This window comes from Polymorphum gilvum SL003B-26A1, assembly GCF_000192745.1.
Taxonomy (GTDB): domain Bacteria; phylum Pseudomonadota; class Alphaproteobacteria; order Rhizobiales; family Stappiaceae; genus Polymorphum; species Polymorphum gilvum.
In genome coordinates this window covers 2,485,552-2,501,654 of the sequence record NC_015259.1, presented here as the reverse complement: position 1 = coordinate 2,501,654, position 16,103 = coordinate 2,485,552, and the positions used below count along the sequence as shown (strand labels likewise).

At 66.7% G+C, this 16,103-nt stretch carries 11 protein-coding genes; 4 read left to right on the top strand and 7 right to left on the bottom strand.

What is annotated here, in order from left to right; all coding sequences use genetic code 11:
• Nucleotides 1-29 precede the first annotated feature (29 nt).
• The 4 genes from SL003B_RS11905 to parE form a co-directional block, all read right to left on the bottom strand.
• Complete coding sequence (locus SL003B_RS11905; protein ID WP_013653095.1) at nucleotides 30-1,490, bottom strand: DEAD/DEAH box helicase; 1,461 nt, start codon at nucleotides 1,488-1,490, stop codon at nucleotides 30-32.
• Between the two features lie 189 nt (nucleotides 1,491-1,679).
• Nucleotides 1,680-2,114 carry a hypothetical protein gene (locus SL003B_RS11900; RefSeq protein ID WP_013653094.1) on the bottom strand — a complete coding sequence of 145 codons (435 nt, stop codon included), beginning with the start codon at nucleotides 2,112-2,114 and terminating at the stop codon, nucleotides 1,680-1,682.
• 40 nt (nucleotides 2,115-2,154) lie between these two features.
• Nucleotides 2,155-2,787 carry a sulfotransferase family protein gene (locus tag SL003B_RS11895; protein ID WP_013653093.1) on the bottom strand — a complete coding sequence of 211 codons (633 nt, stop codon included), beginning with the start codon at nucleotides 2,785-2,787 and terminating at the stop codon, nucleotides 2,155-2,157.
• A gap of 158 nt (nucleotides 2,788-2,945) precedes the next feature.
• Nucleotides 2,946-5,009, bottom strand: a complete 2,064-nt coding sequence (gene parE / locus SL003B_RS11890; RefSeq protein ID WP_041376081.1) for a DNA topoisomerase IV subunit B — start codon at nucleotides 5,007-5,009, stop codon at nucleotides 2,946-2,948.
• 388 nt (nucleotides 5,010-5,397) lie between these two features.
• Between parE and SL003B_RS11885 the strand changes: the two genes are divergently transcribed.
• Nucleotides 5,398-6,660, top strand: a complete 1,263-nt coding sequence (locus SL003B_RS11885; RefSeq protein ID WP_242390242.1) for a tetratricopeptide repeat protein — start codon at nucleotides 5,398-5,400, stop codon at nucleotides 6,658-6,660.
• Nucleotides 6,661-7,157: 497 nt separating this feature from the next.
• On the opposite strand, the gene xth is transcribed toward SL003B_RS11885, so the two are convergent.
• Nucleotides 7,158-7,940, bottom strand: coding sequence for an exodeoxyribonuclease III (xth, locus tag SL003B_RS11880; protein ID WP_013653089.1), 783 nt, complete (start codon nucleotides 7,938-7,940; stop codon nucleotides 7,158-7,160).
• Between the two features lie 104 nt (nucleotides 7,941-8,044).
• Nucleotides 8,045-8,386, bottom strand: a complete 342-nt coding sequence (gene erpA, locus SL003B_RS11875; RefSeq protein ID WP_013653088.1) for an iron-sulfur cluster insertion protein ErpA — start codon at nucleotides 8,384-8,386, stop codon at nucleotides 8,045-8,047.
• Between the two features lie 132 nt (nucleotides 8,387-8,518).
• Here erpA and SL003B_RS11870 point away from each other — a divergent pair, with 132 nt between their 5' ends.
• The 3 genes from SL003B_RS11870 to SL003B_RS11860 all read left to right on the top strand — a co-directional run bounded on the left by SL003B_RS11870 (nucleotide 8,519) and on the right by SL003B_RS11860 (nucleotide 14,343).
• Nucleotides 8,519-9,736, top strand: a complete 1,218-nt coding sequence (locus SL003B_RS11870) for a deoxyguanosinetriphosphate triphosphohydrolase (RefSeq protein WP_041376079.1) — start codon at nucleotides 8,519-8,521, stop codon at nucleotides 9,734-9,736.
• 109 nt (nucleotides 9,737-9,845) lie between these two features.
• Entirely contained in the window at nucleotides 9,846-11,615 is a 1,770-nt protein-coding gene (gene argS, locus SL003B_RS11865; protein WP_013653086.1) for an arginine--tRNA ligase, read from the top strand.
• A gap of 76 nt (nucleotides 11,616-11,691) precedes the next feature.
• Entirely contained in the window at nucleotides 11,692-14,343 is a 2,652-nt protein-coding gene (locus tag SL003B_RS11860; protein ID WP_013653085.1) for an SPOR domain-containing protein, read from the top strand.
• A 144-nt stretch (nucleotides 14,344-14,487) separates the two neighbouring features.
• Here SL003B_RS11860 and SL003B_RS11855 read toward each other — a convergent pair whose 3' ends face one another.
• The gene (locus SL003B_RS11855; protein ID WP_013653084.1) at nucleotides 14,488-15,933 is read right to left on the bottom strand and encodes an acetamidase/formamidase family protein; all 1,446 of its coding nucleotides are present in this window, start codon (nucleotides 15,931-15,933) and stop codon (nucleotides 14,488-14,490) included.
• Nucleotides 15,934-16,103 lie beyond the last annotated feature (170 nt).

Genomic DNA, 16,103 nt, shown 5'->3' with positions numbered 1-16,103 from the left:
ATGACGGAGGCGGCCACGCCGCCCGGTCGTCAGCTCGCGCCTTTAGGCCTCGGTTCACGCAGCAGGAACGCCGGAACGTGGCTGCCGAGACCGATCACGGGCTCGTCCGTCTCGTGTGAGCGGTCGCGTCTCGGTTCGCTCCGGTCTCGAGCCGGCTTTGCATCGCGCGCCGAGGAGGCGCGTGTGCGCTCGCGTTTCGGTGCCCCGCCTTCGTCCTTGTCCAGCGCCCTTCTCGGCTCACCGGCCCGGGACTTCTGAGGCTTCTCGCCCGGTTCGCGCTTTTCGGCACCGCCGCGCGCCGTCCTGCCGGTGCCCTTGCCGGCACGGCGGCGCTCCTTGCGTTCGGCTTCGGCCGCCTCGAAGTCCAGCGGCTCGCCGAGCCAGGTGATGGACTTGTTGATCAGCTTCTCGATCGCCGAGAGATACTTGGAGTCTTCTCCGGTCACCAGGGTGTAGGACACGCCGGACCGGCCGGCGCGGCCGGTCCGGCCGATGCGATGGACATAGTCTTCGGCGTGAATCGGCACGTCGAAGTTGAACACATGGCTGACGTCGGGAATGTCGAGGCCGCGTGCGGCGACGTCGCTGGCCACGAGCAGGGTCAGCGTCCCCTTGCGGAAGCTTTCGAGCGTCTGCATGCGGGTGCGCTGATCCATGTCGCCGTGCAGGCAACCGACGTTGAAGCCGTGGCGCTCGAGGGAGCGGAACAGCGTCGTCACGTCGCGCTTGCGGTTGCAGAACACGATCGCATTCTTCAGGTCCTCCGCCTCACCCAGAAGCTCGCGCAGCTTGGCGCGCTTTTCGAAGTCGACGCTGCCGGCGGCGACGATATACTGGGTGACGTTTTCCGCAGTCGAGGAGCGAGGGGCGACCTCGATCTTGGCCGGGTTCTGCAGGAAAGTCTCAGTCAGACGCTGGATCTCGGGCGGCATGGTGGCCGAGAAGAACAGAGTCTGGCGGGTGAACGGGATCAGCTTGCAGATCCGCTCGATGTCGGGAATGAAGCCCATGTCGAGCATCCGGTCGGCCTCGTCGATGACAAGGATTTCGACCCCCTGCAGCATCAGCTTGCCGCGTTCCACGTGGTCGAGCAGGCGGCCGGGCGTCGCGATCAGCACGTCGGCGCCCCGGTCGATCTTGCGGTCCTGGTCGGCGAAGGACACGCCGCCGATCAGCAGGGCGACGTTGAGCTTGTGGTTGACGCCGTATTTCTCGAAGTTCTCTTCGACCTGGGCGGCCAGTTCGCGGGTCGGCTCGAGGATCAGCGTCCGCGGCATGCGCGCACGGGCTCGGCCTTTCTCCAGTAGCGTCAGCATCGGCAGGGTGAAGGAGGCGGTCTTGCCCGTTCCGGTCTGGGCGATGCCGAGCACGTCGCGGCGCTCCAGAACCTGCGGAATCGCTCCCGCCTGGATCGCGGTGGGTTCGGTATAGCCGGCGGCCTTGACCGCCGAGAGGACCTTCTCGCTTAAGCCGAGAGAATCGAAGGACATAGAGTCTTGCGTCCGGGTCTGGGGGTGTGAACAACAGCGGTCGCGTCGCCGGGAAACCCCTGGCGAAATCGCGCACACCCTACATCCGTGCCGCCGTGTGTCAACGTTTTCCTCGGCTGCCGGCAGTTTTTCGGCGCCGTTAATCCTAATCCCGCATGTATTGACGGCAGCGGCGGGCCGGTTCGCGGTTCAATTCGACGCCGGCTGAAAAAGATACGGCGGATCGCTGCGCTCGGACATGAACAGTTCGTAGGTTTCCGGATCGCCATCGCCGGCAGCGAACTCGACGAAAGCGATCAGCCCCTCGGAGTCGACCTCGCCGGTGATGTCGCCGACGCGGCGCGCCATGGTCATTATTTCCTCGATTTCCGTACTGGTATCGACGTCTCCGGCCTTGGTCAGCTTCTGCACGAACAGCCTGTCCGCGGCTGCAAGGCGCAGAAGGACGAAACGGTAGTCGGGTGCCGCGGCAAGGCGGATCACGCCGCTTTGCAGCACCTCGTCCGGGATGGTGCGGGCGAAGTCGGCGAGGTCGTCTGCGCGCGCGCCGGCCCCTGCGAGCAAAAAGCCCGCCAGCGCCAGGGCGCAAGGCCCACCGTTCCGGAACGATCGATTGCGTGCCATCGCTGCTCCCTTCCGTCCTGCCGGTTCGAGCCCAGGCGGCTCATTCGGGCTTGGCGTCGAAGAACGTCCTGTAGTCGTTATGATAGCGGCGAAGCAGGCGGGAGAAAAGATGACCGGCACGCAGGCGCTCGACCAGCCCGTCCTCGGCCGGTGCGCCAAGCGCGGGGGCAGGGCCGACGTCGCGGCCGCTGCGGTCGGCGATCGCCGTCCTGAGTGCGGGCCAGTCGGCGTCGAGGCTGCCGGCGCGCACGACCAGTTCGGGAACGAGGCGTTTCTTGTAGGACAGGATGTTGGCCTGGCTGCGGAAATGGTTCTCTGCCCGCAGGTCGCCGATCAGGCAGATCCGCTCGACAAAGGCGTCAAGATCCATGGTCTTGTCGAAGCCACGCCGCGAATAGAAGGTGGGCAGCGGCGCCTCGCAGGCGATGAGGTCGCGATAGCAGTCTGCGATCCGTTCGGCAGGATCCTGAACGATGGCGAAGACGAAGGCAGCCGGATAGCGACGGATCAGCTCGCGGGCGGTCAGCAGTTCGACCTCGTCGATCCACGTCGCGTCGGCCAGGGTGTCCGGATCGGCGCAGCCGGAGGCGAGTGCCCGCAGCCCGCGGCTGGCGATGCGGTTCGGCATGCCGGGGATGCGTGCATAGGCGACGCCGGCGTCGGCGAAGACCATGTAGTGATGGTTCCGGAGCGGCCGGCGGGCCCTGTCATAGACTGAATAGACCGCCTGAAGCATCGACCCACTGCGCCTCTTTGCCCGCGCCCCTCCGGAACGCGGCGTATATGATCCGCCGGCGCAGGTCAATCGCGGCAGCGATCGGCGGGTTTGCCTCAGATGTCGAGATCGTGGGCGAACTCGGCGTGCTCCTGGATGAAGCTGAACCGTGCCTCCGGCTTGTTGCCCATGAGCCGCTCGACCGCCGAGCGGGTTTCCGCCTCGTCCTCCTCCTCGACCATGACCCGCATCAGGGTCCGCTTGTCCGGGGCCATCGTGGTTTCCTTGAGCTGAGCGGGCATCATCTCGCCGAGGCCCTTGAAGCGGCCGATCTCGATCTTGGAGCGTCCCTTGAACACGCTGGCGAGCAGTTCGTCCTTGTGGGCGTCGTCGCGCGCGTAGACGGTGGTGCCACCCTGACTCAGCCGGTACAGCGGCGGCACGGCCAGGAACAGGTGGCTGTTGCGGATCAGTTCCGGCATTTCCCGGTAGAAGAAGGTGATCAGCAGCGAGGCGATATGCGCGCCGTCGACGTCGGCGTCGGTCATGATGATGACCTTCTCGTAGCGCAGGTCGGTGTCGCGGTACTGGCTGCGCGTGCCGCAGCCGAGCGCCTGCACCAGGTCGGCGATCTGCTGGTTGGCCGCGAGCTTGTCGCGCCCGGCATTGGCGACGTTGAGAATCTTGCCGCGCAGCGGCAGCACCGCCTGGTTGGAGCGATTGCGCGCCTGCTTGGCGGATCCGCCGGCCGAGTCGCCCTCGACGATGAACAGTTCCGTGCCTTCGGACTGGTTGGCGGAACAGTCCGCCAGCTTGCCCGGCAGGCGCAGCTTGCGGACGGCCGTCTTGCGCGCGACGTCTTTTTCCTGCCGCCGCCTCAGCCGTTCCTCGGCCCGGTCGATGACCCACTCGAGCAGCCGGTTGGCCTGGTTGGGCGAGGCTGTGAGCCAATGGTCGAAAGCGTCGCGGATGGCGTTCTCGGTGATCCGCGTCGCCTCGTTGGTTGCCAGCTTGTCCTTGGTCTGACCGACGAATTCCGGCTCGCGGATGAACACCGACAGCATGCCGCCGGCCGAGGTCATGACGTCGTCGCCGGTGATCAACCCGCCCTTCTTGTTGCCGACCAGATCGGCATAGGCCTTGAGGCCGCGCAGCAGGGCGTAGCGCAGCCCGGCCTCGTGGGTGCCGCCCTCGGGCGTCGGCACGGTGTTGCAGTAGGAATTCAGGAAACCGTCGCCGGCGAACCAGGTCACCGCCCATTCCACCGAGCCGTGGCTGCCGGCCTTGTCGGTGCGCCCGGCGAACAGGTCCTCGACCACCCGCCGCTCGCCGGCGAGCCGCTCGGTGAGGAAATCGCGCAGGCCACCGGGGAAATGGAACACGGCCTCCGCCGGCGTCTGGTCCTGCTCGGCGATGAGCGCGGGATCGCAATGCCAGCGGATTTCCACGCCGCCGAACAGATAGGCCTTCGAGCGGGCCATTTTCAGCAGTCGGGACGGCGTGAACCGGGCGCCGGGCCCGAAGATCTGGGGATCCGGCCGGAACCGGACCATTGTCCCGCGCCGGTTCTGGGTGTCGCCGATCAGTTCCAGCGGACCGACCGGGTGGCCGCGGCGGAAGGTTTGGCGGTAGAGCTTGCGTGCCCGCGCAACCTCGACGACCAGTTCCTCCGACAGCGCGTTGACCACGGACACGCCGACGCCGTGCAGGCCGCCCGAGGTTTCGTAGACCTTGGAGTCGAACTTGCCGCCGGCATGCAGGGTGGTCATGATGACTTCCAGCGCGGACTTGTCCTTGAACTTCGGGTGCGGATCGACCGGGATGCCGCGCCCGTTGTCGGTCACGGTCAGGTAGCCGTCGGCGTCGAGCGCCACATCGATCCAGGTCGCGTGTCCAGCGACCGCCTCGTCCATCGAGTTGTCGACCACCTCGGCAAAGAGATGATGCAGCGCCTTCTCGTCGGTACCGCCGATGTACATGCCCGGACGACGGCGGACGGGTTCCAGCCCCTCCAGCACCTCGATGTCGGCAGCGGTATAGTCTTCGCCACCGGGCGATGCGACCGCAACCGGCCGGGCCGGCCGCGGGCGGGCCGGCTCGGCCGAAGCCGGTGCCGCGACGGGCTTGGGGGCGGGCGCGACGTCTTCCGCCCGGGCAAACAGATCTTTGTTTCCGCTCATGCGCTCGTTCGCTTGGCCGTCGTCGTGGAAATCGACGGGGCAGGACACAGGGTCGAATCACACGAGATTGTCTCAGGACAAAGGCGGAACGGCAAAGCCATGCCGCCGCGTTCCGACGCTCGCCTGTGCAAAACGGTGCTTTTGAAATATCCGCGAAACCGAATGTCAACCTGGATCTGATCTGATGCTGCAGGGAAGGCAGGACATCGAAGCCGGCCGGGGAGCCAGGGGGCGATCATGAACCATCATCTCACAAGACGGAACGTGCGCGCACAGGTCGATCTCGCCTGCGCGGTGGCGCTCGGCATCTGCGCTGCTTGCGTCATGCTGGTCGGCTGAGCGGTCGACCGCAATCTGTGGCGCAGCGGCAACACACAGGCGTGATGTGTTGCGCTATGACTCGTCCGTCCGGGTATTGCCGCGGTTCGGCCATGATTGGCGATCACCGGATATGGGTGCGGCGGGTCGAAAACTCGGCTGGCCGCGCGGACAGGGCGGGAGCGCTCCCAACAGGATCGGCACTGCTAACGGACAGGAGCAGGGTTTGTGCGTCTCGGGCGAACCATCTGAGGTGAAGGCGTCGCATTTCGCCGAGGAAATATCGCCGTGCCGCCATATTTGCCCGGAACAGGGCCCCACTCTGGCCGGATTGGCTGGCTACCATCATCGAACGGAAGGCATCCACGCCTCCGATCGGTCGGGCCGACCAGACGGCGCAGCGCTCTGCACCCGATACGCCCGCCCTAGCGGCACGGCTTCCTCCTCTTGCGAGGCCGTGCGCGCATCGCGAGAAACGAAGAGTACCGAGTTGAAGAAGGTCGCCATGCGGTCGGTCCGGTATCTGGTCAACGTCCTGGGATTGAATCTGGCACTGATGCTGCCGGCCTATGCGTTCGACGGTACGCCGGCGGGCAACGGACAGATTACGCCCGACCATATGACGGCCAGCGAGGCACTTCGCAACGGCGCGCGCCAGTACTATTCGGGCGACAAGGAAGCGGCCGTTTCGTCGTTGCGCTACGCTGCGGAGAACGGTCAGCCGATGGCCGCCTGGAAGCTCGGCCAGATGTATGCCAAGGGTGACGGCGTCAAGGAAGACGACCTGAAGGCGTTCGAATATTACAGCCAGGTGGTCCGCCTGCATGGCGAGGACAGCCCGACGTCCCCCCAGGCGCCCTTTGTCGCCAGCGCCTTCGTGGCGCTCGGCACCTATTACCTGAACGGTATCAGCAATTCGTCGGTTAAGCCGAACGCGGCGCGCGCCAAGCAGATCTTCACCCACGCCGCATCCTATTTCGGCGATGCAGAGGCGCAATACGAATTGGGTCGCCTGTACCGGGACAACAACGACCTCCTTGCCGTGCGCTGGTTCAATCTGGCCGCGATCAAGGGTCATATCGGCGCTCAGGCCCTTCTCGGCGAGACGCTGTTCAATCTGGGCACGTCCGAAAGCAACAAGGCGCGGGGCTTGATGTGGCTCATTCTCGCCCGCAACCACGTCAAGCAGGACGGGGCGATGAACTGGGTGATCGACCTGCAGGAACGGTACTTCGCCCTCGCCGATGAATCCGTCCGACGCAGTGCCGCGGCCATGGCCGACGACTGGATCGCGCACAACGCGCCGGCGACGACGGCTGCTGCGGTCCGGTAGTGCGCTTCGTCAAGCCGTGATCCGAAGGCTTTCTGCCAGCATCAGCTGCCGGCGGGCAGGGCGGGAGCGTTCGCTTGCGACTTTTCGGGGGAGTGCGAGGCGGGTGGTGTCAGGGCCAGCGGACAGGGCGCGTCCAGAAACTGCCAGGACGTGTTGTTGAGGGCCATGGAACATTGTGCAAGGCGCGGTCCGTCAGGGCTCTTGAGGCAGACGATGTCGCCGAGATGGAAGTCCTGGCCGCGGTAGCGGCATGTGCAATCGATCTCCGGACCCGCCCGCGCCGGTAGGATCAGTGCGGCGAAACAAATGCCGCTCAAGGTTGTGCCGCGTATTACCCCATTTTTTTAGATTAACACGAAATTTACCCCCGAAGAACGGGAGATTTCTCCTGCCGCCGGCCGGCCGTTGACGCGCAGCCACCGGTCGCAGCCGGGTTCGGGGCGGCCGGCCAGGGAGCGAGCATGGCCGGGTTTCGCGGGACGGAGGCGACGCCGTTCCTAAGCTGCCAGTTCGACCCACACGGGCACATGGTCGGAGGGCTTTTCCCAGGCCCGCACGTGCTTGTCGATACCGCAAGAGGCGAGCAGGTCGCCTGCCTGCGGCGATAGTAGTACGTGATCGATGCGAATGCCGTTGTTCTTCTGCCAGGCGCCGGCCTGATAGTCCCAGAAGGTGTAGGTATCGGCGGCATCGGTGCAGGCGCGCACCGCTTCGGTGAAGCCGAGATTGACCAGGGCTCGGAAGTGCTGGCGGCTTTCCGGCTGGAACAGGGCGTCGCCGAGCCAGTCCTGCGGGTTCCTGGCGTCCTTCGGCTCGGGAATGACGTTGTAGTCGCCGAGCAGCAGGAAGGGCTGTTCTTCGGCAAGGCGGAGCGCCGCGTGCCGGCGCAGGCGGTCCATCCACGCGAGCTTGTAGGGGAACTTGTCCGTGCCGAGCGGATTGCCGTTGGGCAGATAGAGACAGCCTACCCGGACGGCGCCCCGGTCCGTCGACACGCAGGCTTCGATGTAGCGGGCCTGTTCGTCGCCATCGTCGCCGGGAAGGCCGCGCCGGACGTCCTCGAGCGGGCGTTTCGACAGCAGGGCGACGCCGTTGAAGCCCTTCTGGCCGTGGGTCGCGACGTTGTAGCCGAGATCCTCGAACGGCTGGCAGGGAAAAGCCTCGTCAACGGACTTGATCTCCTGCAGGCAGGCGACGTCGGGTCGGGCTTCCTGCAGCCACGCCAGCACCGTGTCGATGCGTGCCTTGACGCCGTTGATGTTCCAGGTCGCGATCTTCATGCCGGCTCCCTCGCTGATTCCGCCCGCCTGTGATAGCACGCCATGCCGCTCCGGGCGCCCCCGGCGGGGCGGAGATCGCGGAGCCGCCGAAAAGGGCGGGAGAATCAGATCGTGAAGCTGGTGCCGCAGCCGCAACCGGCGACCGCGTTTGGGTTCCTGATCTGGAACGACTGGCCGATCAGGTCGTCGACGAAATCGATCTCCGATCCCGTCATGTATTGCAGCGAGACCGCATCGACGAGCACCGTCACGCCGTCGCGCTCGATGGCCAGATCGTCGGATTCGCGTTCGTTCACAACGTCGTACTTGTATTGCAGGCCCGAGCACCCGCCGCCCTCGACGCTGACGCGCAGCATCGATCCGGCCGGCTCGCCGGCAAGGATGCGGGCGATGCGCCGGGCGGCCCGGTCGCTGACGGTGACGGTTGGAGCGGTGCTGTCGGTCATGTCCTGGCCATTGATCCGGAATGGACGGCTGTCGCGCAGCTTTCGCGGTTGCGCGGCATCTTGGCAAATAGGTATGTACCGGAGGGCCGCGCGTCAATGCGCGGTTCGCGGATCGGCGGAAGGATCGCTGGCATGATGACGAGCCTCGGCTATGGCGCGCAGGAGCGGGCAGTCTATTCGGAAGACCCGGCCGCCAGCCGCGGACGGCTGCACCGCGAACCCGAAAGCCCGACCCGCACGCCGTTCCAGCGCGACCGCGATCGGATCATCCATTCGACCGCCTTCCGCCGGCTCAAGCACAAGACCCAGGTGTTCGTCTACCACGAGGGCGACCACTATCGGACGCGGCTGACCCACACCATCGAAGTATCTCAAATCGCTCGCTCTTTGGCGCGCGCGCTGCGCCTCGACGAGGATCTGGCCGAATGTCTGGCGCTCGCTCACGACCTCGGCCACACGCCGTTCGGCCACGAGGGCGAGGACGTCATGCACGAGTGCATGGCGCCCTACGGCGGCTTCGACCACAACGCCCAGTCGCTGCGGGTGGTGACGGCGCTGGAGCACCGCTACGCGGAGTTCGACGGACTGAACCTGTCCTGGGAGACCCTGGAGGGTCTGGTCAAGCACAACGGGCCGCTGACGGACGCTGCGGGGCGTCCGGTCGGCAAGTTCGCCGGGACGGTTCTTCCTTATGCGGTAAGGACTTATGCAGAACGGCAGGACCTCCGCCTGGACACCTGGCCGAGCGCTGAGGCGCAGGCGGCGGCGATCGCCGACGACATCGCCTACGATGCTCACGATCTGGATGATGGTTTGCGCGCAAGGCTTTTCAGAATCGAGGAAATCCGTGACGTCCCCTTCCTGCGCTCGATCCTCGAGGAGGTCGACGGGCGCTATCCGGGCCTGGAGGAGCAGAGGCGGATCCACGAGATCGTGCGGCGTTCGATCACCCGTATGGTCGAGGACGTGATCGCGAACTCGCTGCGCGGACTGATAGAACTTGCGCCGAAATGCGCCGACGACATACGGTCGGCCGGAAGGTGTATGGTCGGATTTTCGGAAGGTATGGCGCATGCGGAGAAGGAGGTTAAGACATTTCTCTTCTCGCATATGTACAGGCATGCGGACGTTCTTGCCGTACGCAAGCTTGTCGCGCGCATCGTCAGGGAGTTGTTTGCACGTTACATGGAGCGGCCGGAGGAGTTGCCGCGAGAATGGCGTCAAGGACTGGATGGCGCCGATAAGGCGAGGCGTGCCCGGCGGGTGTGCGACTTCATCGCCGGCATGACCGACCGCTACGCGATCGAGGAACACCGCCGGCTGTTTGACGATACGCCGGAATTGGGCTAGGCCCGCCCGTCATGAAGTCCTGAGAGTGTCCGGCTTCGCGCCGGAAACCCACCGGAAACCCACCGGAAACCCGCCGGGCGTCCGTTCCACCGTTTGAGTTGGCCGACCGATGAACATCTTTGTAGAATTTACCGCCCGCGTGCAGGCCGCCGTCGCCGGTCTGGAGGCCGTCGCCGCCGCTGGTCCGGACCTCGACCTGTCGCGCATAACGGTCGAGTCGCCCCGCGATCCGGCCCACGGGGACCTCGCCACCAACGCAGCGATGATACTCGCCAAGCCGCTGGGGATGAAGCCGCGTGACCTGGCCGAGCAAATCGCCGCCGCGCTCGGCCGCGACGACGAGGTCGCCGAGGTCTCGGTTGCCGGACCCGGTTTCATCAACCTCAAGGTGGCGCCGGCGGTGTGGGAGCGGGTGCTGCGCGCGGCCGTCACCGAGGGCTCGGACTTCGGCCGTTCGCGCCTCGGCGCGGGGACGAAGGTCAACGTCGAATACGTCTCGGCCAACCCGACCGGGCCGATGCATGTCGGCCACACCCGCGGCGCGGTGTTCGGCGACGCGTTGGCGAATCTTCTCGCCTATGCCGGCTACGAGGTCACGCGCGAATACTACATCAACGATGCCGGCTCGCAGATCGAGACCCTGGCCCGCAGCGCCTTCCTGCGCTACCGCGAGGCGCTCGGCGAGGACATCGGCGAGATCCCGGCCGGGCTCTATCCGGGCGACTACCTGAAGCCGGTCGGCGCGGCGCTGGCCGCCGCCCACGGCCAGGCGTTGTTGTCCATGAACGAGGCCGGCTGGCTGCCGATCGTCAAGGACGCGGCGATCACCGGCATGATGGACCTGATCCGCGCCGACCTCGAGCTGCTCAATGTCCATCACGACGTGTTCTTTTCCGAGCGGACCCTGCACGAGCGCTCAGACGGCACGCCGTCGCAGATCGACCTGATGCTGGACCGGTTGCGCAGCCGCGGCCTCGTCTACGAGGGCACGCTGCCGCCGCCCAAGGGCCAGTTGCCGGAGGACTGGGAGGACCGCGAGCAGACGCTGTTCCGGGCCACCGACTTCGGCGACGACATCGACCGGCCGTTGAAGAAGTCGGACGGCACCTACACCTATTTCGCCGCCGACGTCGCCTATTTCCTGTCCAAGTACCAGCGCGGTTTCGAGGAGATGGTCTATGTGCTGGGCGCCGACCACGGCGGCTACGTCAAGCGGCTGGAGGCTGTCGGCAAGGCGATCTCCGGCGGCGAGGCGACGGTCATCGTGCGCCTGTGCCAGCTGGTCAAGTTGTTCCGTGCCGGCGAGCCGGTGCGCATGTCCAAGCGTTCCGGCGACTTCATCACCCTGCGCGACGTCGTCGAGGAAGTCGGCCGCGATCCTGTCCGCTTCATGATGCTGTTCCGCAAGAACGACGCGCCACTCGACTTCGACTTCCAGAAGGTGACCGAACAGTCGAAGGACAATCCGGTATTCTACGTCCAGTATGGCCATGCGCGCTGCTGCTCGGTATTGCGCCAGGCCGGCGAGGAGCTTCCGGATCTCGACCTGTCCGATGCGGCGCTGTCGGCGGCGGACCTGTCCCATCTGCGCGACGTCGGCGAACTGGACCTGATCGCCAAGCTGGCCCTGTGGCCGAAGATGGTCGACGCGGCGGCCGAGGCGCACGAGCCGCACCGGATCGCCTTTTTCCTGCACGATCTGGCGAGTTCCTTGCATGCGCACTGGAACCGTGGCAAGGAAATGCCGCAATTACGCTTTATTAACACTGAAAATACAGGATCGACGTTAGCGCGTCTTGCCCTGGTGCGGGCAGTATCTTTGGTTCTTGCTTCGGGTCTTGCGGTTCTGGGTGTGGATGCGCCGCCGGAGATGCGCTGAGGCAAGGTGAAGCGTTCGGCCGGGGCGCTACGGGCATTCCGGGCGGGGCGTCATTCGTTTGGAACACAACAGGCTTATGTCTCATCGCTCCGACTATCCGAAATCCGACCCCTATCGCCCGGCGGATGCCGCCGGTCGGCATCAGGGGGACTCGTCGGGCGGTGAAGACCCCCTTGTCGAGCTGGCCCGCATCGTGAACCGCAACCGTCAGGCCCAGACGGCCGACCGGGTGCAGACCACCGACTATTTCGCCGGCCTGGAAGAGAGCGAGCTTCTCGAGACGGCTTCGGCCGGACGCGGCGAGCTCGTAGGCGGCAGCGAGGCGCAGCGCCTCGAACCGAACTGGCCGGAACTGCCGTCGCTGGATGAACTGGCGGCGACCGCGCCGAAGGCGCTCGAGCGGACACCGGACCTTTTCGGCGGCTGGCAGGCGCCGTCTGAGGCCCCGGAACAGGTCTATGAACAGGTCGGGCAGCCGGTCCGGGCGCCGTCGCTCGACGACAGCCTGTCGGCGGACCTGGAACAGAGCCTGACGGCCGAGCTCGAGGACGAGTTGCTCGGCGCCTTGCAGGCCTCGTTCGAGCCGCAGCGCACCCAACCGGACGTGGCGCAGGGGGAAGCCGGCTACGACCAGCTCGCGCAATCCGTCTGGCCGGCCCATGGCGAGGCTTACGGCGAACCCGGTCACGACCAAGTGGGTCATGCCAAATCCGATTATGTCGAGACCGGTTATGTCGAGGCCGACTTTGCCGAGCTCGATCATGTCGAAGCCGGCTATGACGCGGGCGATCATGACGAAGGCGTGTCTGGCGTTCCGCGCCGCGCTGACGCGGAGCAGAACAAAGCGGCCTGGTCGCCGCAGGCTCATGACGAGATCCGTCGGTGGGCGCCGCGCGGCGGCGTTGCCGCAGCGGCAGACGCGCCCGGCCAGACGGTCCCTGACGAGCCCGCATACGAGGAACCCGCATACGAGGAACCCGCATACGAGGAACCCGCATACCGGGAGGCTGCCTACGAGGAGGCTACCTACGAGGAGCCTGCCTACGAGGAGGCTGCGTATGAGGACACCGCGTATGAGGAGCCCCTCCACGCAGCACCGGCCTATCGGGAGCCGTCCTACCGCGAACCGGCGGCCCGCGAGGCCGTCTTCGACGATTGGGACCTGGACGCGCCGGTGGCGCCGCGCCAGCCCCACGAGGCACCGGACATCGCACAGCAGCCGGTCGCAACGCGGCATCCGACCGAGCCGACCCGCGGCGCGGCGGCGGATGCCTTCGCAGATCTGGACGACATCGTCGGTTCGCTGTTCGAGGACGAGCAGATCCCGGCGCGGCCAGCTGTTCAGCAGGCCTTCAAGCACGGTGCGACATCGATCGAGCCGACCGTTGCCCGCGTCACGCCCGAGCCGGAGCGAGCGCCGGCAGCGCCGCTGCGCGGCCGGATCGAACCGGACATCGACGACATGGCCTGGCCTGCTGCTGCAGGAGCGTTGCCGGAGGACGCCTTTGCCGACGAGATCGGCGAGGACGAAGATCTGCCGCCGCCCGAAGGCTACGACCTCGACGCGGTCGCGCGCGCCATGCACGAAAGCGATCCGACCCTTGCCGGAGCCGGCGTGCTGCCGCCGCATTCCGCGATCGAGCAGTCCGCCGCACCTCACGGCACAGGGTCGCGCAAGGGCCTGTATGCCGCTGCCGCCGTGCTCGGCCTGGCGGTCGTCGGCGGCGCCACCTTCGCGCTGATGGATTTCAGCTCGGTCGATGTGCCCTCCGGGCCGCCGCCGGTGATTTCCGGCATCGAGGAACCGCTCAAGGTCTTTCCCGACGAGACCCCCGTCGAAGGTGCGGACCGGCCGTCCAAGCTGATCTACGACCGCGTCGGCGGCACGCCGCAGCCGCAGGAGGAGCGGCTCGTGCTGCAGGACACGCCGGCCCCGGCCGCGTTGCCGCCCGCGCCGGCCCCGGCGGCGACCGACGAGGTGCCTGTCGCCGGGCCGAAGCGTGTGCGCACGCTGGTCGTACGCCCGGACGGCACGATCATTTCCGGCGGCGAGGACGAGGGGCCCGCCGAGAACGGTGTCCGCACGATCGATACTGCGCGCGTTCAGCCACAGACGGTTCCTGCACCGGTCCAGGAAGCGCCCGTGGCGCAGCCGGATGTGGCAGCGCCGGCACCTACCGTCGCCGCGCCGCCTGAGTCTCTCACGCCCGCGCCCGCTGCGCCCGGGCCTGCGCTTGCGCCTGCCGTGCCCGCTCTCGTGGCCGATGGCGCACCGGCCGAAACCGCCGACGTGCCGTCCGTGCTGCCGCGCCGCAAGCCGGACGAGGGACCGACCCGTGTCGCCGCCGCACCGGCCGCACCCGCACCGGCCGTGCCTGTCGGCAACGCGCCGCTGAATCTCACCCAGCCGCAGGCGGCCGCACCGGCCGCACCTGCCCCCGTTGCGCCGGCACCCGCGGCGAGCGGGCCGTCGGTGGCGCCGGGCACCTATATGGTCCAGATCACCTCGCAGCGCAGCGAAGACCAGGCGCGCGCGGCCTACGAGGGCTTGCAACGGCGCTTCCCGTCGATCCTCGGCGGCCAGACGCCGGTGATCCAGGCGGCGGTGCTCGACGACCGCGGCACCTTCTACCGGGTGCGCATCCCGGCCGGCTCCAAGGAGGCCGCCGACGCCCTGTGCGAGAGCCTCAAGGCCGCCGGCGGCGACTGTTTCGTCCGTCGCAACTGACCGGCGCCTCCTCGCCAGGGCTCAGGTCGAGTCGGCGCGGCGGGCTCGGTGCGCCCCCATCCTTCGAGACGACCGCTTCCCGGTTTTTCCGGAACGGGACAGGAGAGGCCCGACGACGGTGATCGTCGGGCCCGCGAGCCGGGCTCAGGCCCGGCCGGCGAAGATGTCCTTGCGGATGATGGCGTGAACGCCCCAGTTGCCGTCGACGACCTGGGTGATGCCGAAGTCTGCGCTGACGGTGATCAGAGAGATCGCCTCGTCCTCGGTCAGGCCCTGGGTGGTCATCAGGAAGTGGCGCATCTTGCGGAAGGCGTCGCGCAGGGCGAGATCCACCGACGACTTGTCGTAGATCGCCGACTGGGCGTCGCCGCCGAGCTCCTCCAGATAGTTGGCGTAGCTGAAGCCGTGCACGAGCCACTCGTTCTGCGTCTCCAGCATGGGATGCTCCAGGCCTTCGAGGGCAGTGCCGGGCAGGTCGGCCTTCTTGTGCAGGATGATCTGGAAGGTGCCGGTCAGCGAGCATTCGATCGCCGTGCCGCACAGTTCCGAATCGCCCTGGGAGGCGTGCGGATCGCCGACCGACAGCAGGGCGCCGTCGACCGCGACCGGATAGTACATGGTCGCGCCCTTGCCGATGCGCCAGTTGTCGATGTTGCCGCCGGTGTAGCTGGGCGGGATCGAATCGACCATGTCCGCCTCCTTCGGCGCCAGGCCTATGACGCCGAAATGCGGCCGCACCGGAACCCGGATGCCCTTGAGCACGTCATGATTCTCGACCACGGTGGAATGGTCGACCGGCACGCCCGGGTAATCGATCGTCGGGTGGACGACGCCGAACGGGTCGGTCTGCGGCGTCCAGCGGAAGTTGTAGACGGCCTGGGCCCAGTTGCGCTCGCCGGTGGCGTCGATCTCGTAGATGGTAATCACCTCGCGTGTCTTCGGCTCGGTGATCAGATCCTTGTAGTGAAAGCCCCACCAGGCGGCGGCGTTGCTGCCGAAGGCCTTGCCGGCAAAGGCGGGATTGGCGCAGGGACGGGGGACGACGTCGAGGATGCGCACCTCCAGCACGTCGCCGGGCTCGGCGCCGCGCACGTAGACCGGGCCGGTGCAGATGTGCACGCCGAGACCCTCGCCGGCGCCTCGGCCGAACAGCGAGGCATCCTCGGGGCCCGCGCCGCGCCGGTTCACGCCCTTCCTGTCCTTGGTCCACAGGTAGACGCTCTCCGCGCCGGGATCGCCCTTGACCATGCGCTCCATGTCGTCGGCGGCGTGATGGGTCAGCGCCTCGATGGTGACGAGATCGCCGGAGTTGATCTCGATCTTCGGCTTCAGCGTCTTGCTGAAGTAGCCCCAGTGGACTGTCTCGTCGGTGGCGGGCAGGTAGTGGAAGGCGCGCTGCGCCGGCTGGTGCGCCGCCGAGACCTGGGCGAGGGCAGGGCCGACCAGCGACGAGGCGCCGAAGCCGGCGGCGCCGCCGGCCGTCAGCAGCGCCGATTTCAGGAACGTCCGGCGGTCGGCGCCGAGGTTTTCGAGAAATTTCTGCCTGTGTTGCTCGAAATCCGGGCAATTATGATCATCACCTGCACACATTCTGATCTCCTTCCAGTTTTGCTCGGGAAAGACTTTGAGCGCCTCGAAGGCTTGCAGAGAATGTGCAGCGCAGCAACATGCCGGAGTCGGTGCAGACCGGATCTGACGGGTTAAAGAGAGAGGCGCAAGAGGAAATAAAGTCGTTATATAACATATGGATAGAAAAATAG